Source organism: Cohnella suwonensis, assembly GCF_042655365.1.
Lineage (GTDB): Bacteria > Bacillota > Bacilli > Paenibacillales > Paenibacillaceae > Cohnella > Cohnella suwonensis.
This window is the reverse complement of record NZ_JBHSMH010000066.1, coordinates 1-18,048: the sequence shown is the minus strand read 5'-3', so window position 1 is coordinate 18,048 and position 18,048 is coordinate 1. Positions and strand designations below refer to the sequence as shown.

The window sequence follows — 18,048 nt, the reverse complement described above, 5'->3', positions numbered from 1 at the left end:
TTTCTCCGAATCGATTCCTTACGAGGCTGTGCCCGTGATGCTCGTACCGTTCTTCGTAATCGTATAATTGATGATTTCGCCGCTCCAGAAGTGGAACTTCAGAATGACCTCTCCGTCATTGACTTCATTGAAGAAGTTCTGCGTTAGAACGATTTGATTCGTTGCATAAGAAGGACTGAATGTCCGGGAGAACTCTTTGAACGAAGTCCAGCCATGCGGACCGGCGTTGCCCCCCGCGGCGTACACGGCCTCCATCGTTGCAAGGCGGTCACCGTTAAAGGCGGTCGGAATCGCAAAGCTTCCGGTCGTGCCTTCCGCGTTTTGCAGCACCGGCGTGTCGTAATAGAGGACATGGAAGCTCCAATCGGCGCCCTTGTTGAATCGGGCTTTCAACACGGCACTTTCGCCGAGTTGGCCCGATGCGGTAAGATTGGCGAGAAGACTTGCTTTGACGGTCAAGACTTCGCCGTTCAACTCATAGTCCGAGCCTTCGATCAATTTATAGTCGCCGGCCCGGATGCCGGTCAGAACATTGCCGTTCAAATTCAGGGGGATTACGGCGTCCTGGGCCGGAGCGTCTTGCCTGACGTAGATCAGATCGGATTCGGCGGTGGAAGAACGGCTTTTCAAGCTTGCCTTAATGATATTGTAAAGCTCCGCATCCCTCCACTGGAACGTTATGCGGTTAAAATGCTGGCCGTTGTCCCATAGCATGTGGGTCACGTTTTTCGCTTGGGCGTATTGGGTAAAGTACTCGAAAAACTTCAGCATCTCGCCATGCTCGATCGCGCCGACGCTGGCATCGAAGCCGAGCAGTCCGTATTCGCCTACGATAACGGGAATGCCTTTGGATACAAACGAATTATAGACATTGTCAACCGTTGTAACGATATCGTTAATCGACACGGCGTCAAACTTCGTGAAGCCCGCAACGTTGACGCTGAACGGCCAGAAGCCGTAAAAATGAACGGTGGCGATCAAATTCGGGTCGTTCAGATTGGCCATCGTGCTTGCGAGCGAATCCAGATGGTCTTGCCCGGCATTGGTAAATAACGACGGTAGCACGAGCGGTCGAACGGCATTTACGCTTCCCGACGCTCTTACAATATGGACGAAGGAAGTGTTGAGCTCATCGAGCAGCGCGTGCTGCGTCGCCGTATCGACGTTATCGAAAGCCGGTTCGTTGGCGCTTTCGAACATCAGCTTGTCGGAATGATCCTTGTAGCGCTCGGACACTTGCGTCCATATCGCTTGATAGCGGGCCAGAACCTCATCATGATCCGTACCCATCGATCTCATCCACAACCATGCGTCGTGGATATTGATCAGGACATACAGATTCTCGTCCAGCGACCAATCGATCACTTCCTGAAGCCGGTTCAAGAATGCAGGATCGATCGTATAGTCCGGAGCGTCGCCCATATGCTGCTTCCATGCAACCGGAATCCGGATGCTTTTGTAACCCTGTTTGGCAATTTCCTTAATGAATTCTTTGGTTACCCGCGGGTTGCCCCATGCCGTCTCGTCGGCTCCGATCGCCTCGAACGTATTGCCCAGGTTCCATCCGGGCTGCATCGCGCTAACATAGGACTGGATTTTGGATTCTTTTTTGGACGCCGCGGCGGTGCCCACGGAAGAAAAAAGCGCCAACAGCAAGGAAACGGCCATGAATACGGATAGATATGATCTTTTTGTACGCAATGAAATTCTCCTTTGGTTTTATAATGGGATCAGAGCTATACGAATTGCTAGCCAGACGTTACTTGGGTATGCCAGTGATCTTACGTATGAATATCCTCCTATGCGTGTTAAAATGCGACACTCCTGCCTTTCGAGCAAATCGATTCACAGCGGCACTCGTGACTGCTCTTAGATGTTGTTTTCATGCACCTCCTCATTGGACGATTGATGTAAGCGGTTCTATTTTTATTTTAACTGCATGAAGTTCCTGATAATACCATAAAAAATCATCTAAAAATCATCTAAAAATTCATCCTCGCAACATTGTGGTATTCTGAAATATAGAATCTTATCTTCCCATAATCGGAGAGAGCCATGAACATTTCCCGGCATCAACTGATTCGGCTTTATCTCGCTAACCTTCAAGTCAACGTCACCGCCATGGGATACAACCAGGTTTGGCCCGATTGGCGGGACCTGGATTACACGCCGGGCTACAACAAATTTTATTTGATCTGCGACGGAGAAGGCTGGCTGAAGATCGGCGATACGGAATACGCCCCCAAACCGGGCCAATGGTTCATGATGCCGCAAGGAGTGAAGCAATCCTACTCCTGCACGGACGGTCCGCGGTTTACGAAATACTGGTGCCACTTTACGGCCAGAATCGGGGAAAACAACCTGTTCGATCTGCTGAAGACGCCCTTCTTCATCGTTACCGGAGACGATGGGGAGCCCGCGCGACTCTTTCGCGATCTGCTCTCCGGCGAGACATCCGATTCCGTAACTTCACCTTTGCTGCTTAAAGCCGCCTTGTACAAATTGATCGCTTATTACTTGGAGCATGCGGGCGAAAGCGAAGACGGCATTCGGCCGGCAGCGATATCCGAGCCGCTTCAGGCAGTCGTTGCGTACATTCACGCCCATTACCGCGACAATCTGACGATCAGGGAACTGGCCGAAAGGGTACACCTGCATCCGAATTATTTCATTCGCGTATTCAAACGCCACTTCGGCGCCTCTCCGATTCAATACGTCAACAAAAAAAGGATAGAGGAAGCGAAGTGGCTGCTGACCGCAACGAATCTCCCGCTTTCCGAGATCGGCGGCTCGGTCGGCATCCCCGACATCTCCTACCTGTCCAAATTATTCAGATCGATGACCGGCTTCTCTCCATCCGCATACCGGCAAACCCACGGTCCGATTTCGGAAAACGATCGGTAGCCGTAACAGGTTAGTAATCTACAAAATGATATGAGGAATCTCCATTCTTTCCGGCATGTCTTGTCGCTATCATGAGAGACATATAACCGGAAAGGGCTGTCATGCGCATAATGGATAAGAAAAAGGAAATGCAAGCGATTGAAGATACGATTGCAAGAGGCCGATTCAAAGACGATTGGGACTCCCTCGCATCGTTTCGGGTTCCCGAATGGTACAAGGACGCCAAATTCGGCATCTTTATTCACTGGGGCCTTTATTCCGTACCCGCTTTCTCAAGCGAATGGTACTCGCGCAATATGTACATGAAAGATTCAAAGGAATACGAGCATCACATCCGTACCTACGGAGAACACAAACAATTCGGTTACAAGGATTTTATTCCGATGTTCAAGGCGGAGCGGTTCGACGCGGAAGAGTGGGCCGAGTTGTTCAGCCGCTGCGGGGCCAAATACGTGATGCCGGTTGCCGAACACCATGACGGTTTTCAAATGTACAAAAGCGGACTCTCCCGGTTCAACGCTTACGAGATGGGGCCGGGCCGGGATCTTCTCGCCGAAATGAAAACCGCGTTCGAACGCAAAGGCTTGGAGCTGTGCGTCTCTTCCCACCGCGCGGAACACTGGTTCTTCATGTCCCACGGCAAGGAATTTGATTCGGATATCCATGAACCGCTCGCATGCGGCGACTTCTACTGGCCGGCGATGCCGGAGCCCGATCATCAGGATCTGGAAGGCTCTCCTCCGAATCGGGAGTTTCTGGAGGACTGGCTGCTTCGCTGCTGCGAGCTCGCGGACCGTTACCGCCCCAAAGTGTTTTATTTCGATTGGTGGATTCAAAACGCCGCTTTCAAACCGTACCTGAAGAAATTCGCGGCTTATTATTATAATAGAGGCGAAGAATGGGGATACCCCGTTGCCATCAATTACAAACACGACGCTTTCATGTTCGGCACCGCCGTACTCGATGTGGAAAGAGGCCAATTCGCGGATCTGAAGCCGCGCTTCTGGCAAACCTGTACGGCAGTTGCGAGAAACTCCTGGTGCTATACTCCCGATAATGAATATAAATCGCCGGTGGAGATCATTCAGAACCTAGTCGATATCGTCAGCAAAAACGGCAGTTTGTTGCTCAACGTCGGACCCAAAGCGGACGGAACGATCCCGGACGAGGACCGTGATATCCTGCTTGCCATCGGCGAATGGCTGCGGATCAACGGAGAAGCGATTTACGGCACGACGTATTGGAAAACTTCCGGCGAAGGTCCGACGGTAATCAAAGAAGGCCAATTTACGGACGGCGCGGCCACTGCCTTCACAAGCGCGGACATCCGTTTCACGGTAAAAGGAAGTTATCTGTATGCCACGGTTCTGGCTTATCCGGAAGATGGCATCGTGCGCATTCGCTCGTTGAAAGAGCATTCTCCCCACTATCATGGATTCATCCGGGATATCCGCGTGCTCGGATTCGATGACAAGCCGTCATGGGACCGAAACGATGAAGCTTTAACGATTCGGACGGCAACAGTTAAGAGCTCTGTGCCGGTTGTCTTCCGAATCGAGTTAGAATAGGAAATGGAACCGTCCAAAAGATCTTCATTCCACAAAACGAGAAGGCTTGAACCGTGTAAAGGGTTCAAGCCTTCTTATCAGGACTAGACTTTTCCGGTTTAATAGGGTCCAAACTGAACAAATTCACCGACCGGCTTACGGTAGCCTCTGGGTCTAGGATGATTCGTTTTTTCTTTGCCTATCGTCATCATCATGACGATATGATATCGATCGGGAATATTAAAGAGGCTTCTCATTTGCTCAGGATCAAAGCCAATCATCGGACAAGTATCCCATCCTTTTGATTTGGCAATAAGCATAAATTGCATAGCCGATAACGATGCATTACGAATGGCTTCTTCTTTTCGAAATTCTTCGTGTTGATATGCTGCATGAATGGAATCAATGGTTTGTTTATAAGTCAGCTCATCCAGTATTCCTAAATGAAGCATGCCTTCATATATGCGTTCGGCATCCTTATAGGCTTCTAAGTCCCCAAGAATAATAAGAGCGGCAGAAGCGGTCTCGACTTTATGTTGACGATAGGCGGCTTCCTTCATCTTTAGCTTGAGTTCAGGATCATCGACCACAACATAATGTGCGTGTTGCAGATTATAAGCGGATGGAGCGAATTTGGCCAATTCAAACATTTCTTCGGCTTCCCGGCGCGTTATCTTCACGCTGCTGTCGAAGTTATTGGCGGATCTTCTGGTCCTAACGATTTCTTCAACCGAACTTGAATTCATTACTTGAACCATATGAATGTCTCCCTTATTCAATTTTATTCAGCCAGGGGAAACCAGCCGGGAACATGCAGAATCGTTTGCCACAACGGATCCGGTACGACCAACTTCTGTTGATCGTCTTTCGTTAGCGTCGTTGCGATTTCGGCTTCCCGTCCTTCCATCGTTTTTTCCGCCCAGTCCGGATCGACGACAAGCTCGCGGCCAATCGCAATAAGCGATACACCCGTTCGCAACGCCTTGGCGGCTTCGTCAGGGGTTCGAATGGCGCCGACACCCATGACGGGGACTTTAGCAACAACTCGATCCTGTATGATTTCCATTCGAGAACGGGTATCCTCCGTCCCGCGCCTCGGAGCCGCCCAGAAATCGTTCAGGGAAACATGAAGGTAATCCAGGCCTTTATCCGCCAGCGCATCTATTAACACGAACGTTTCCGCCATCGTAATGCCCGGCGTCTCCGGCTCTTCCGGGGAAAAGCGGTATCCGACAAGGAACGGCGCCCCGGCATGCGCTTGAACTGTCCGCTTGACCTCGTCCACGATCGCCAGCGGAAAACGCAGTCGATTCTCCACGCTCCCTCCCCAGCGGTCTTCGCGGCGGTTCGTATACGGCGAGAAAAATTGTTGAAGCAGGTAGCCGTTGGCACCGTGAATTTCGACCCCGTCGAAGCCGGCCTCGACGGCTCTTCTCGTCGCCTCGCCAAATTCGCGGATGACCCCCTCGATCTCTTCATTCGCAAGCGGCCGCGGCGATTTCATCGTCCCGAGACCCACGCCTTGAGCGGGAGGAACCTCGCTCGCGCTTACGACATCGCCGTCAGGCACGAATTCCGCCGGGCTCATCCGGCCGCCGTGAAAAATTTGCAGAACGGCCTTCGCGCCTTTTTCCTTAATGGCCGCCGCAAGACGTTTCAAGCCTGGAATGTATGTATCGTCATGCACGGATATTTCACCGGGAAACCCTTTGCCGTTCGAAGAGACATACGCGCATGCGGTAATGACCATGCCGACTCCCCCGGACCTTCGGGAATAGTAACGGATTTCCGCATCCGAGACGCTGTCGTCCGGATTCGCGGACATCGTCGTCATCGGCGCCATCGCCAGACGGTTTTTTAGCCTGACACCGCTTCTTAAAGTCAAATCCTCGAATAACGGCTCATAATCAGGTTTCATATTCGTTCATTCCCCTTTCGTAATCAACAGTAATCAGTCATTATGGTAGCGCCCGTCGTCTTTCATTCAAGTGTCCGGAACGTTTAATTTTCGTCTTCAAATATTTATCGTTATATTCGGAGACATCTCCCCAAAGCGGAACCCGACCCTCGACATCCATGCCTGCCGCTTGCAAAGCCGCCAATTTTCGCGGATTGTTCGTAATAAGAGTGACCGGCTTGGTTCGGAGCGATTTCAGCACCTCGATTGCTGCGCCGTAATCGCGCGCATCATCCGCAAAACCAAGCTGAAGGTTAGCATCTACGGTATCATACCCGTTCTCCTGCAAAACATAAGCAAGCGCCTTGCTAAACAAGCCTATGCCTCTGCCTTCATGATTGGCCAAATAAAATAGCGCGCCGTGGCCGTGTTCGGCAATATGCTTCAACGATTGCTTCAGCTGGTAGCCGCAATCGCAGCGCTTGCTGCCGAATATATCGCCGGTATGGCAGATGGAGTGAAACCGAATCAAGGCGCGGTCGGCATTTTGAAAATCCCCGTGAACCAATACGCTCGATTGTTGGAATTCCGCTAAATTGCCTTCCGACAGCTTGGCGATCATTTGCTCTATCTCGTCCGTCGCCTCGCGGGAATTTAGCCAGCAATACCAGTTGAAGTGAACGGTTTTCCCCATCAGATTAATCGGCAATTTAATGGGTCCGACAAGATAGATGACCTCTTCGCCGTTCTCGATCTTCTTTACTTTTTCTTTCAGAAGAGAAACGACATTAGGGTCGAGCATTTTTGTCATCATAATATATCCATCTCCTATCAAAATTCGAAGCACAAATTGCTCAAGGTGCCAAAATCATACGATCGATGAAGGACGATCGGAGCGATGTTCTCGTCTCCGCTGCCCATGGCCAAGAAGAGCGGCACAAAGTGCTCCGGCCTGGGAACCGCCAGCCGCGCGTGAGGGGCGAGCTCCGTATAGCGATCCAGCGACTCGAGATCCCGCTTTTGCACTTTGTCAATGATCCAATCGTCGAATTGCACCGCTTCGGCTTTCGGCTCCGATGCATTCGGAAAGAACCAGCGTAGATTGTGTACGGTGGTCCCGCTGCCAACGACCAAAATATTATCCGCTCCGATCCCTTGCAGCGCCCGGCCAATACGATATTGTTCCTTGGGCGATAAATAAGGGTGCACGGACAATTGAACGACAGGGATATCGGCGTTCGGATACATGTGCTTCAAGGCAACCCATGAACCATGATCCAGGCCTCTCTTTAGTTCTCTTTTCGTTTGAACGCCATTGCGCTTGAAGCGATCCTCGAGGATTTCCGCAATATCGACAGAGCCCTTTGCCGGATATTTCACCTGGTACATCTCGTCCGGAAACCCGTAATAGTCATAAACCGTATCGAGAACCCCATCCGTGTACGTCAACTCGAGCGTCTCGCTCTCCCAGTGGGCGCTGAAAATCACAATCGCCTTTGGCTTGTAGCGTTGGCCCAATTCCCCAAGGAACCGCGAATAGTCGTTTGTTTGCACGGCCATCATAGGCGAACCGTGACCGATAAATAAAGCCGGAACCATGCGAGTGAACACCTCCTGTTCGATTAACGGGCGTAAGCCTGTTGCAGCGACCTTCTTCTTATAAATGCGACGACCAGGATTACGATCAGCGCGATGGGCATCGGAAGCATGGCCATTTCGTCGTTTGTAATATGTGTTCCTACCGCGCCGATCAGTACTGCCGTGAGCAAAGCAGCGGCATAGAAGAAGGTTTTCCGGAAGATCAAAGCGAGTCCCCCAGCAAGTTCAATGATGCCGATTAAAACGCGGAACCCGTCGGAATACCCGTATCCCTGAAACGCGGTAACCGCCTGTTCGGCTCCCGATACCTTGAAAAAACCGTTCATCATAAAGAACAATCCCACGACCACAAGTACCGCCCTGCCTGCAATAACTAAACCTTTGTTCATAGTCATACTGTCCTCTCATTCATTGTAATAAATCGTAATTTTATTACTAAAAGTAAGTATTGGGTTAAAAAAATAAACTTGATTAATCTTCCCGGTCCCAATACTTACTTTGTGTAACTTAACTGTACAACAGTAATTTAGTTATTGCAAGTAATTTTATTGTGTTATAATAATAATACCTTAATCAGAATTAGAGGGATGATCCGATATGCAAAAACCGAGGACATGTCTCGTTACCCAAGCGATGGATATATTGGGAAAAAAATGGGCGATCACCATTTTGCTTCAGCTGCTTTCCGGACCGAAACGTTTCTGCCATCTTGAAGGAGATACGGAAGTCAGCGGCCGCCTACTCTCGGAGCGGTTAAAAGAGCTCGAAGCCGCCGGCATGGTCACCCGAACGATTTATCCCGAAGTTCCGCCAAGAGTTGAATACCAATTAACGGAAAAGGGAAAAGACGTGGGGCCGATTATTTCGGATATCTACGCTTGGGCGTCAAAATGGATGAATGACGGATTGAAACAATGACGAAGCGATAAGATCCGTGCACAAAACAAGGCGATCCCCTTCCGAGCTTCTATCGGAGAGGGATCGCCTTCTTGCGCCCGAATTGACGACTAATAACCCGCGACCAATTCCGCATGCTCGAACTGGCTTTGATATAAGCTCGCGTAGAACCCGCCCTTACGCATCAACTCCTCATGCGTGCCTTGCTCGACGATATCGCCTTCGTTCATACAGAGAATCAGATCCGCGTCCCGTCCGGGTTTCTACGGAGCTGGTCGCCTCGTCAAGAATGAGCACCCTCGGATTTGCTAGAATCGCCCTCGCAATCGTCAGCAATTGCTTCTGCCCTTGCGATACGTTACTCGTCTCCTCGTTCAATTCCGTCCGATAACCTTCAGGGAACGTGCGAACGAAATGATCCACCTGTGCCTCCTTCTCCGCCTCGGCCGACTAACGTTTTTCCGACCCATTCATTAGCACTTTGACGACTTTTTGACGAACAATAAAAAAGCGCGGACCTCGATGAGGTACGCGCGTCGTCCCGATATTACGAATATTACTGCGATTGAAATTAGTCGGCGTTTTGAACTGTTATAGCTTCAACCGAGCAAGTCGCTGCACGTTGGCGATCGTGCCGCCGTCGACGCGAATGTCCGTGCCGGTAATGTAGGAGGCGTCGTCGCCGCATAAGAAGGCGACCGCCGAAGCGATCTCGTCGGCTTCCCCTTCCCTGCCTAGCGGCGTATTGTCCAGAAGCGTCTTCATTTGCTCCGACTGGGATGCTTCCTGTCTGGCCATCGGCGTATTGATCGTGCCCGGCGAGACGGATACGATGCGCGCGCCCTTCCGTCCCCATTCCCATGCTTGATCCTCGACCATCAGGATGACGCCGAGTTTGGAGAAAACGTATGCCGCTTCGGAAGCGTTATTCGTGAAAGCCGCGATCCGATCCAGAAATTCCGGTGCGAGCGGATTCGCCAGCATACCGTTATAGGCATCGTTGCGCGGGAGCATATACGCCGACATCGACGAGATGCATACGGCGACGGTGCCCGGCCCCGCGAGAGGCAAGAACGCTTTCAGGATAAGGCCGGTGCCGACCGAATTCACTTCCATGATTCTGCGGCCGTCCGCCATCGTCGGCGACAGGCCCGCGGTGTGTACGATGGCGCCGAGCTCGCCCAGTTTCGCGGCGGCTTCCGCTAGCTTGCTCACCTGGTTCTCGTTCGTGATGTCCACGGTCCGGTACGCCACGTCCGTCAATCCGCCTTCCGCCAGTTCGGCCGCGGCTAGCTTCAATCGTTCTTCGTTTACGTCGGCCAGCAATACCGTCCCCGACTTGCCGAGACGGCGCGCGATCGCTTTCCCCATACCGCCGGATCCGCCCGTGATGACATACACTTTTTTCATACGCTTTGCCTCCTGCGCGATGATTAGGTAACATAGTCGTATACCTCATCTTAAGCATAGGCTTGTCCCGGTATTCGTTCAAACGACAATCGGCTTGCAAATGTCCATTTTTACGGGAGGCCGGCAACCATGAACGATTATGACAACAACGGCATGAACGCGCGAGGATACATCATTCAGGCTTTCTTGGAGCTGCTTGCGATCGGCCCCTTCGAGAAAATAACCGTGCACGCCATCGTCCGCAAGGCGGGCGTCAGCCGCTCGACCTTTTATTTGCATTTCCTTGATAAATACGACTTGATGGACCGTCTGACCGATCGAATCACCGGCGAGCTGGAAGGGCTCTATGGCGGCGAACTGGACGAAGAGCGCTTAATTCGAATGTCGCTCGATTCGCAGCAACACACATATCCCGCCGCGATTGCCATATGTGAGCATATTCGGGCATATCGCCACTTTTACAAGAGCAGACTGAAAGACAACGCATTCGCGACCAAATTAGCCGCTATTCTTCGCTCCCGCTTGCAACCGATTTATCGCGACGAGACGCACGCGACGTTCGCGGCTTACGGTACGGTCGGCTTCTTCGATCGCTGGTTGGACGAAGGGCTCAAAGGCACTTGCGCGGAAGTCGCGCTGCGGTTGACGGGCGTGGCCATGTCGACGCTGCCCGCGTATCGGAACGAAGACGAGGTGCCGAATGACAGCTGACCTTGGATTTGGTACGTTTGGTTTTCGTTTTAACGATATCGCGGATTTGCTGTTATGCAATCTTTTCGCGGTAGGGCATGATCGCGTCCATTCGCCCTCTTACCATTGGGACGGATTAATCCGAACGGATGGGCCTCTTTTGCTTTTTCAATATACGGTCAGCGGCGAAGGAATCTTCGAAAAAGGCAAGGAAAGCTATCGGATCCCTCAAGGAAGGGCGTTTCTCGCGGAAATTCCGGACGACCACCGATACTATTATCCGGAGGGCTCGGACCCTTGGGAGTTTTTTTTCATCTTATTTCGCCCGCAGCTGATTTTTCCGATTTGGGAACAGATTAAAGCGACAATCGGCTCGACTCCCGTCTTGGAACCCGGGAGCATCCCGATTCGCATGCTTCGGGATATATTCGCCGAGGCGCAAGCCGGGAGAATAACGGATCCTTATCTTGCATCGTCTTACGTGTACCAGTTCATCATAGAGCTCAAAAGATTGTCGGCTACCCACGCAAAAAACAAGGAAGGATGGCCGGATTCGATTAAAGAGGCCGTTCGCTACTTGGACCGAAATTACAGCCGAACGGTTGGGTTGGAGCAGCTTGCGGAGAGCCTTCTTCTTTCCAAATTTCATTTATTGAGATCGTTTTCCCGCTTCGTCGGCATCACTCCGAACGATTATTTAAACCGCGTGCGGATTGAACGGGCAATCGAGCTGCTCCGAACGACGGATTGGAGCATCGACCGAATCGGCACCGAAGTCGGTTATTCCACCGGCAGTTATTTCATTAAAGTTTTTCGCAAATTAACCGGACAAACCCCCGGTTCGTTCCGTTCCGGCAATAAAAGCTTGCATTATAACCGGCTTTTCTTCGACTAATGAAATTACAAGAGCAATTTTGTGCTATCGAAGTAATAAATTATTGTAGATTAAGGAATAATCTCCGACTATCATGATGTTGTGTAAGCAATATTGTCTCATAGAGGAGTGACGAGCTTGATTCATCGCAAACATGCGCCTACGCCGCCGATGGGCTGGAATAGCTGGGATTGCTACGGAGCGGCGGTTACGGAAGCGGAAATTCGCGGGAACGCGGAGTATATGGCCGAACATCTGAAAGCATACGGATGGGAATATGTCGTCGTCGATATCCAATGGTACGAACCGGGGGCAACCTCATCGATATACCGGAAGTTCGCTCCGCTTGAAATGGACGAATATTCCCGTCTCGTACCGGCCGTGAACCGCTTCCCTTCGGCTGCGGGGGGAAAAGGATTTCGTCCTCTTTCGGATTATGTCCATAGTCTCGGGTTGAAATTCGGCATCCATATCATGCGAGGAATTCCGCGGCAAGCCGCTCATGCGAATACGCCGATTAAACATGGAACGGCGACGGCTCGCGACATCGCCCACGCCAACTCGATTTGTCCTTGGAATACGGATATGTACGGTGTCGATGCCTCCCAAGACGGGGCTCAAGCTTATTACGATTCTCTCTTCGAATTGTATGCGGAGTGGGGAGTCGACTTCGTGAAAGTGGACGATATCGCGGCTTCCAGGTTATATGACTCCCATCTGCCCGAAATCGAGATGATTCGAAAAGCGATCGATCGTTGCGGACGGCCTATGGTACTCAGTCTTTCCCCCGGTCCTGCTCCCGTGCGCTACAATGACGAATTGGCGAGCAATGCGAATATGTGGCGGATGACGGACGACTTCTGGGACTTGTGGGACTTGCTCTTGGATATGTTCGATCGTTGCGAGCAATGGCAGGGAAAAACCGGCGACGGCGTATGGCCCGATTGCGATATGCTTCCGCTCGGCCATATCGGCATCCGTTCCGTAGACGGGGGCGGCGCCGATCGATGGACGCGATTTACCCGGCATGAACAGGTAACGATGATGACCTTATGGACGATTTTCCGTTCTCCTTTGTTCTTTGGAGGCGAGCTAAGGGATAACGACGATTGGACGAACCGATTGCTTACGAATTCGGATGTTCTCGAAATGCATCAACGCAGCTCCGGAGCGAAACTTGTCTACCGTGAAGATGACCGCGTCGCCTGGACGGCGGACGGTCCTAACGAAGTTCGTTACGTCGCCTTGTTCAATACAGGGGACAAAGATTTGGAACTGACGTTAAACCTTGCCGATCTTGAGCTCGCGGAACCGGTTACGGCAAAGGAATTATGGACGGGAACGGAAATCGGTACGCTTACGGATCGATTGGTTGTCTCCATCCCTCCGCATGGCGCGGCGCTTTATCGATTATCAAGATAACATCGATATACTTTCTGGTACTGGAAGAAAAGGAACCCGGTCGATTGACCGGATTCCTTTTCTTTTTTGATAGGAACCAACTCGATCATGTCGGAATGCCGAAGTCCGGAGTGGTTAAGGATTCTTTATTCTCAACGGATGCTATTGTATAGTTATTAAGATTTCAATAAAGGCGTACAAGCCTTACGGGGAAGGAGCGATGGGAATGACCGGAATGAAGGATCTACAGGGGTCGCCATTACGAATGCCCGCCGCAGTACGGATGACCCGTTGGCCTCTTATGGGTTGGATTGCTCTGGTTTGCATCGGAACGCTCATCTTACTGTCGGTAAAAGACCTGCAGTTCATACCGCTCCTGTTCTTCGGAGGTTTGATGCTCCTGCACGCCTCTCTGCTCTGGCACTCCGAGACATTGACGAATAAGCGGCCGTGGTTGTATTTCCTTGTCCAGGCCCTTCTGATCAACGGGGCCGCATACCTTGTGCCGGACGGTTCCCCAGTCTTCCTGGTGGCGTTGAATCCGGTGATGATCGGGCAAAGCGTGGCCGTTTATCGGAAGAAGCGATATATCATCGTCACCTTTGTCGTTTATTACCTTATGTTCAGCTGTACGGCCGCTTATATCGGCGACGCCCATTTATTAGCTTTGCTTCTCCCTTTGTATCTGCTCATGACGTTGGTCGTGATGGCGACTACTCAGCTCGCCATTCGCCAGCTTCAAGCCCAGCGCCGCACCCAGTCCTTCTTGGCTGAGCTCGAGATCGCGCACCTGAGAGTGGAAGAGCTGACGATCTCGAACGAGCGCCAGCGGATGGCCCGGGACCTGCACGATACGTTGGCCCAGGGCTTAGCCGGACTCATCATGCAGCTCGAAGCCGTAGATGCCCACCTGTCCGCCGACAATCCCCGAAGAGCCCAAGAGATCGTCCATCAATCGATGGAACGAGCCCGAAGAACGATGGCGGAGGCCAGGCAGGTTATAGACAACCTGCGCGCCATCTCGGCCTCGCATGCCGACTTCGTCCAGATCTTGAACGAGGAGATCGAACGCTACCGACAAGAGTCGGGCATCCGGGTCCATATCGAATTGGATCCGCCAAACCCTCTGTCCAAGCTCTTAACGGAGCATTGTCTTCACATCGTCAGGGAATGTCTCGCCAACGTATCCAAGCATACGCAGGCGGATCAGGTATGGATTCTGATGAAGCGAGCCGGTTCTGCGATCCGCCTCGAGATTCGGGACGACGGGCAAGGTTTTGACCCCGCGCAAATCGGCAAACAACCAGGCCATTACGGCCTTCTCGGCATCCAGGAGCGAGTCCGTATCATCGGTGGCTCCTTCGAGGTTCAGAGCGATTCGAAGGGAACGATGATTCGGATTCAAGTCCCGCTTGGGAAAGGAGAAGCAAATGAAGCATAAAGTGATGATCGTGGACGACCACTTCTACATCCGTGAAGGCTTGAAGCTCATCCTGGAGACCAGTCATTCGTATGAAGTCGTGGCCGAAGCGGAAGACGGCGCCGCGGCATTGACGCTGCTGGAATCGGAGAAGCCCGATGTCATTCTGATCGACTTGAATATGCCCCGAATGAGCGGGCTTGAGGCGATGCAAGAAATGAAGGCGAGGCATTGGGAGATTCCCGTCATCATTCTCACCACTTACAATGAGGACGAGTTGATGCTCCGCGGTCTTGAACTGGGCGCCAAAGGGTATCTCCTGAAGGATACGGGGAGAGAGACCTTATTCCGCACGCTCGAGTCCGCTTTAAGAGGGGAGACTCTTCTCCAACCCGAAATTATAACAAGAGTGTTCCAAGCCAAACAAAAGCAGGAGACAACAAGCAAAGCCAAGGAATCAACGCAGCTCTCCGAGAAGGAACGTTATGTCCTGCAAGCCATCGCGCAAGGGTATCGGAACAAAGAAATCGCCGCGGAGATGGGAATATCGGAGCGGACGGTCAAAGCGCATCTCACGAGTCTCTACAATAAATTGGGAGTGGATACGCGTTCCCAAGCGGTTGCCGTAGCGTTGGAGCGCGGCATCGTCAAAATCTGAACGAAGACGTACGGAGGAGCCACGGCTCTAAGGTACGTCTTTTTTTTGCCCATAATTGCCCGAAAGGGCATGCCCTTTCGTTCGATATCCGCTCCGCGAATCGCAGGTATGATGAGAGTCATACAAACAGATTCATAGTGGAGGGAACACATTCGGATGGCTAACTACTTGTACGGAATTGGAAAATGGGCATTTCGCAAACGAAAGACGGTACTATTCGGAACGGTTGCCCTGCTTATCCTGGCCATTGCGCTAGGAGTAGGCATGGGATCCGCCTTTAGCGGGGGAATGACCATTCCCGGTACCAAGTCGGAGAAAGCGCAGCAAGTATTGTCCCAGGCTTTCGGCACAACGTCGGGAGGGGGAGGAACGATCCGGTTGATTTATAAGGCCCCCGAGAACGAGACGTTGGAGACCGACTCCGTCAAGCAACTCATTCAATCGACGGAAAAGGAAATCGCGACGGATACCGGGATTGCATCGATAACCACGCTATACGACGCCAACACTCTCAGTCCGGACAAACGGATCGGTTTTTCCACCGTTACCTATAAAGCCGCGGCGGACGATGTTTCGAAGGAATCGATCGATCATGCGTTAAAGTCCATTGAAGGAGCCAATAGCCAGGGCTTGCAGACCGAGCTCGGCGGAACGGTCGCCTTGTCCGAGGTCGAAGCCGGCGGAAGCTCCGAGATCGTCGGGATTGCGGTCGCTTTTCTGATATTGGTTCTCACGTTGGGCTCTTTCCTGGCGGCAGGGCTTCCCATTCTGACTGCGGTAATCGCGCTCGGAATCGGAATAATGTTGATCTTCGTCGGGTCGCATTATACGGAAATCCCCTCATTCTCCTTGTCTCTTGCGGCTATGCTGGGTCTGGCCGTCGGCATCGACTACGGGTTGTTCATCATTTCGCGTTACAAGCAAAATTTGAAAGACGGCAAAGAACGCGAGGAAGCTGCGGCGTTGGCCAATGCGACGGCGGGAAGCGCGGTCGTGTTCGCGGGCCTTACGGTAATCATTGCGTTGGTTGGATTAACCGTCACCGGAATCCCCTTCCTGGGCGCGATGGGGCTTGCCGCCGCCGTTACCGTGTTCGTAGCCGTGCTGGTATCTCTGTTCTGCATCCCGGCTCTTCTAGGTTGCTCGAAAAACTTGTTCAAGCCAAAAACAACGAAGAACGTCCATCCAACCAAGCAGCCCGTGAAGCTGGTTCCGGAATCCAACCTTTGGGGACGATTCGTGACCAAATATCCTCTGCCCGTTCTCGTCGTATCCGTCCTGTTATTAGGATTGATCAGTCTGCCTGTCTTGCATATGCATACCGGGCTGCCCGACAACGGTTCCAAATCCGCGGACATGACGGAGCGTAGGGCCTATGACTTGCTGGCCGAAGGCTTCGGCCCCGGATTTAACGGACCTCTCATTGTCGTGGCCCAAGCAGACTCTGCAGCGAGCGATCCCGCAACGGCCATTGCCGAAGCGACGAAAGGGATAAGCGGCTTGCCGAACGTCTCTAGCGTCACTCCGCCGTATATGAATAAGTACGGCGATACGGCTATCTTGACCTTGTTGCCGAAGACGGGACCGCAAGACGCGAAGACGAGCGATCTGGTCAAGCTCATTCGCGAGCAAGCGGAGAGCCTAAAAGATCAATATCATGTGGAACTTATGGTTACGGGCGCTACGGCCATCAATATCGATATTTCGGACACGCTTAATCAAGCCTTGCCCAAGTTCGCGGGATTGATCTTACTGCTGGCATTTAGTCTTCTGGCCATCGTGTTGCGCTCCATTCTGATCCCGATCAAAGCGGTTCTCGGTTATCTTCTAACGCTTACGGCAACGCTCGGGTTTATCGTGTTCGTCGTCCAAGACGGGCATATGGCTAGCCTATTCGGAATCCCGGAACCCGCTCCGGTCTTGAACTTCCTGCCGGTCTTGGTGGCAGGCATACTGTTCGGGCTCGCTATGGACTATGAGGTGTTTCTGGTCAGCGGGATGCGCGAGAAGTTCGTCCATGACGGGCATCCGAAGAAAGCCATCCTGTACGGGTTGAAAAGCAGCGGAAAAATCGTATTGGCGGCAGGCTTCATTATGATCGCCGTATTCGCCAGCTTCATCTTCGCCGACGATACGATCGTAAAATCCATGGGGCTCGCCCTTACCTTCGGCATTGTTTTCGACGCCTTCGTCGTGCGGCTAACTCTTGTGCCTGCCGCCATGTCCCTTCTCGGCAAGTCGGCCTGGTACTTCCCAAAGTGGTTGGATCGGATGCTGCCTAAGATCGATGTGGAAGGGGAATCGTTCCAGAAGACGAGCGTTCTGAAAGAGGAATATATTCTGAAGAAACCAAAAGGAGTGCATGTAGAATGAAAGTCGCAATCTAAAGAATGCTCCGGTTTAAGTCGCGCACCGTTTAGACGATTAAGGCGGCTCTTTTTAATCCATTTAACGATAAGGGGAAATGAAAAATGAATGCAGAAACATTATACACATGGTGGCCCGCTGTACTGCTCTGGTTGGCAGTACATGTTCTCGGCGTTATGATTTTCTTGAAAAAAAGGAAAAGAAAGAGGGAGTCTTCTCGCCTTAATAGATAACGCTGTGTCGTATTAAACAATAAAGACATTAAGAAAAACCGGAGGCTTTACCTCCAATGTCATTAAGTTAAGGAGCAGGGCCAAAATCAAGAACAAGAGCAGGTTATCGAAAAGATAGCCCGCTCTTTTTTTTGCACGAAAACAGCAAAAC

Annotated in this window: 16 protein-coding genes and 1 pseudogene; 9 read left to right on the top strand and 8 right to left on the bottom strand. The window is 51.8% G+C overall.

Features of this window, described 5'->3' with window-relative positions:
* Window positions 1-18: 18 nt before the first annotated feature.
* Window positions 19-1,668, bottom strand: coding sequence for a cellulase family glycosylhydrolase (locus tag ACFPPD_RS17465; protein WP_209749754.1), 1,650 nt, complete (start codon window positions 1,666-1,668; stop codon window positions 19-21).
* 387 nt (window positions 1,669-2,055) lie between these two features.
* Between ACFPPD_RS17465 and ACFPPD_RS17460 the strand changes: the two genes are divergently transcribed.
* Together ACFPPD_RS17460 and ACFPPD_RS17455 are read left to right on the top strand one after the other, a co-directional pair.
* Window positions 2,056-2,904, top strand: coding sequence for an AraC family transcriptional regulator (locus ACFPPD_RS17460; protein WP_209749738.1), 849 nt, complete (start codon window positions 2,056-2,058; stop codon window positions 2,902-2,904).
* Window positions 2,905-3,005: 101 nt separating this feature from the next.
* On the top strand, window positions 3,006-4,472 hold the full coding sequence (locus tag ACFPPD_RS17455; protein WP_378082716.1) for an alpha-L-fucosidase: 1,467 nt from the start codon (window positions 3,006-3,008) through the stop codon (window positions 4,470-4,472).
* Window positions 4,473-4,570: 98 nt separating this feature from the next.
* Here the strand turns inward: ACFPPD_RS17455 and ACFPPD_RS17450 are convergent, their stop codons facing one another.
* The 5 genes from ACFPPD_RS17450 to ACFPPD_RS17430 are packed head-to-tail and all read right to left on the bottom strand — an operon-like array spanning window position 4,571 to window position 8,336.
* Complete coding sequence (locus tag ACFPPD_RS17450; RefSeq protein ID WP_378082715.1) at window positions 4,571-5,209, bottom strand: nitroreductase family protein; 639 nt, start codon at window positions 5,207-5,209, stop codon at window positions 4,571-4,573.
* Between the two features lie 23 nt (window positions 5,210-5,232).
* Window positions 5,233-6,369 (bottom strand): NADH-dependent flavin oxidoreductase, encoded by a 1,137-nt coding sequence (locus tag ACFPPD_RS17445; RefSeq protein ID WP_209749739.1) that lies wholly within the window; start codon window positions 6,367-6,369, stop codon window positions 5,233-5,235.
* A gap of 40 nt (window positions 6,370-6,409) precedes the next feature.
* Window positions 6,410-7,162 (bottom strand): GTP cyclohydrolase II, encoded by a 753-nt coding sequence (locus ACFPPD_RS17440; protein WP_209749740.1) that lies wholly within the window; start codon window positions 7,160-7,162, stop codon window positions 6,410-6,412.
* A 17-nt stretch (window positions 7,163-7,179) separates the two neighbouring features.
* A complete protein-coding gene (locus ACFPPD_RS17435; RefSeq protein ID WP_209749741.1) occupies window positions 7,180-7,947 on the bottom strand; it encodes a DODA-type extradiol aromatic ring-opening family dioxygenase in 768 nt (255 codons plus the stop codon).
* Between the two features lie 23 nt (window positions 7,948-7,970).
* Complete coding sequence (locus ACFPPD_RS17430) at window positions 7,971-8,336, bottom strand: DoxX family protein (protein WP_209749742.1); 366 nt, start codon at window positions 8,334-8,336, stop codon at window positions 7,971-7,973.
* 208 nt (window positions 8,337-8,544) lie between these two features.
* Here ACFPPD_RS17430 and ACFPPD_RS17425 point away from each other — a divergent pair, with 208 nt between their 5' ends.
* Entirely contained in the window at window positions 8,545-8,865 is a 321-nt protein-coding gene (locus ACFPPD_RS17425) for a winged helix-turn-helix transcriptional regulator (RefSeq protein WP_209749743.1), read from the top strand.
* Between the two features lie 89 nt (window positions 8,866-8,954).
* On the opposite strand, the pseudogene ACFPPD_RS17420 reads toward ACFPPD_RS17425, so the two are convergent.
* Together ACFPPD_RS17420 and ACFPPD_RS17415 are read right to left on the bottom strand one after the other, a co-directional pair.
* Window positions 8,955-9,288 (bottom strand): annotated as a pseudogene (locus ACFPPD_RS17420) (ATP-binding cassette domain-containing protein); the annotation flags it as partial.
* Window positions 9,289-9,435: 147 nt separating this feature from the next.
* Window positions 9,436-10,254: an SDR family oxidoreductase gene (locus ACFPPD_RS17415; protein WP_209749744.1), complete on the bottom strand. Its 819-nt coding sequence runs from the start codon at window positions 10,252-10,254 to the stop codon at window positions 9,436-9,438.
* Window positions 10,255-10,383: 129 nt separating this feature from the next.
* Here ACFPPD_RS17415 and ACFPPD_RS17410 point away from each other — a divergent pair, with 129 nt between their 5' ends.
* The 6 genes from ACFPPD_RS17410 (at window position 10,384) to ACFPPD_RS17385 (ending at window position 17,670) form a co-directional block, all read left to right on the top strand.
* The gene (locus ACFPPD_RS17410) at window positions 10,384-10,965 is read left to right on the top strand and encodes a TetR/AcrR family transcriptional regulator (RefSeq protein WP_209749745.1); all 582 of its coding nucleotides are present in this window, start codon (window positions 10,384-10,386) and stop codon (window positions 10,963-10,965) included.
* Window positions 10,966-11,104: 139 nt separating this feature from the next.
* On the top strand, window positions 11,105-11,839 hold the full coding sequence (locus ACFPPD_RS17405; protein ID WP_378082713.1) for a helix-turn-helix transcriptional regulator: 735 nt from the start codon (window positions 11,105-11,107) through the stop codon (window positions 11,837-11,839).
* 117 nt (window positions 11,840-11,956) lie between these two features.
* Complete coding sequence (locus ACFPPD_RS17400; RefSeq protein ID WP_378082711.1) at window positions 11,957-13,240, top strand: glycoside hydrolase family 27 protein; 1,284 nt, start codon at window positions 11,957-11,959, stop codon at window positions 13,238-13,240.
* A 205-nt stretch (window positions 13,241-13,445) separates the two neighbouring features.
* Window positions 13,446-14,660 (top strand): sensor histidine kinase, encoded by a 1,215-nt coding sequence (locus ACFPPD_RS17395; protein ID WP_209749747.1) that lies wholly within the window; start codon window positions 13,446-13,448, stop codon window positions 14,658-14,660.
* Window positions 14,650-15,297: a response regulator transcription factor gene (locus ACFPPD_RS17390; protein ID WP_209749748.1), complete on the top strand. Its 648-nt coding sequence runs from the start codon at window positions 14,650-14,652 to the stop codon at window positions 15,295-15,297. The genes ACFPPD_RS17395 and ACFPPD_RS17390 overlap by 11 nt, the downstream gene beginning before the upstream one ends.
* Window positions 15,298-15,453: 156 nt before the next feature.
* Window positions 15,454-17,670 carry an MMPL family transporter gene (locus ACFPPD_RS17385; protein ID WP_209749749.1) on the top strand — a complete coding sequence of 739 codons (2,217 nt, stop codon included), beginning with the start codon at window positions 15,454-15,456 and terminating at the stop codon, window positions 17,668-17,670.
* The last annotated feature ends 378 nt before the right edge of the window (window positions 17,671-18,048 follow it).

What these genes read in the sequence shown, in the direction of transcription:
- ACFPPD_RS17465 (WP_209749754.1), bottom strand. Translation starts at nt 1,668, where the DNA reads ATGGCCGTTTCCTTGCTGTTGGCGCTTTTTTCTTCCGTGGGCACCGCC.
- ACFPPD_RS17460 (WP_209749738.1), top strand. Translation starts at nt 2,056, where the DNA reads ATGAACATTTCCCGGCATCAACTGATTCGGCTTTATCTCGCTAACCTT.
- ACFPPD_RS17455 (WP_378082716.1), top strand. Translation starts at nt 3,006, where the DNA reads ATGCGCATAATGGATAAGAAAAAGGAAATGCAAGCGATTGAAGATACG.
- ACFPPD_RS17450 (WP_378082715.1), bottom strand. Translation starts at nt 5,209, where the DNA reads ATGGTTCAAGTAATGAATTCAAGTTCGGTTGAAGAAATCGTTAGGACC.
- ACFPPD_RS17445 (WP_209749739.1), bottom strand. Translation starts at nt 6,369, where the DNA reads ATGAAACCTGATTATGAGCCGTTATTCGAGGATTTGACTTTAAGAAGC.
- ACFPPD_RS17440 (WP_209749740.1), bottom strand. Translation starts at nt 7,162, where the DNA reads ATGATGACAAAAATGCTCGACCCTAATGTCGTTTCTCTTCTGAAAGAA.
- ACFPPD_RS17435 (WP_209749741.1), bottom strand. Translation starts at nt 7,947, where the DNA reads ATGGTTCCGGCTTTATTTATCGGTCACGGTTCGCCTATGATGGCCGTG.
- ACFPPD_RS17430 (WP_209749742.1), bottom strand. Translation starts at nt 8,336, where the DNA reads ATGAACAAAGGTTTAGTTATTGCAGGCAGGGCGGTACTTGTGGTCGTG.
- ACFPPD_RS17425 (WP_209749743.1), top strand. Translation starts at nt 8,545, where the DNA reads ATGCAAAAACCGAGGACATGTCTCGTTACCCAAGCGATGGATATATTG.
- ACFPPD_RS17415 (WP_209749744.1), bottom strand. Translation starts at nt 10,254, where the DNA reads ATGAAAAAAGTGTATGTCATCACGGGCGGATCCGGCGGTATGGGGAAA.
- ACFPPD_RS17410 (WP_209749745.1), top strand. Translation starts at nt 10,384, where the DNA reads ATGAACGATTATGACAACAACGGCATGAACGCGCGAGGATACATCATT.
- ACFPPD_RS17395 (WP_209749747.1), top strand. Translation starts at nt 13,446, where the DNA reads ATGACCGGAATGAAGGATCTACAGGGGTCGCCATTACGAATGCCCGCC.
- ACFPPD_RS17390 (WP_209749748.1), top strand. Translation starts at nt 14,650, where the DNA reads ATGAAGCATAAAGTGATGATCGTGGACGACCACTTCTACATCCGTGAA.
- ACFPPD_RS17385 (WP_209749749.1), top strand. Translation starts at nt 15,454, where the DNA reads ATGGCTAACTACTTGTACGGAATTGGAAAATGGGCATTTCGCAAACGA.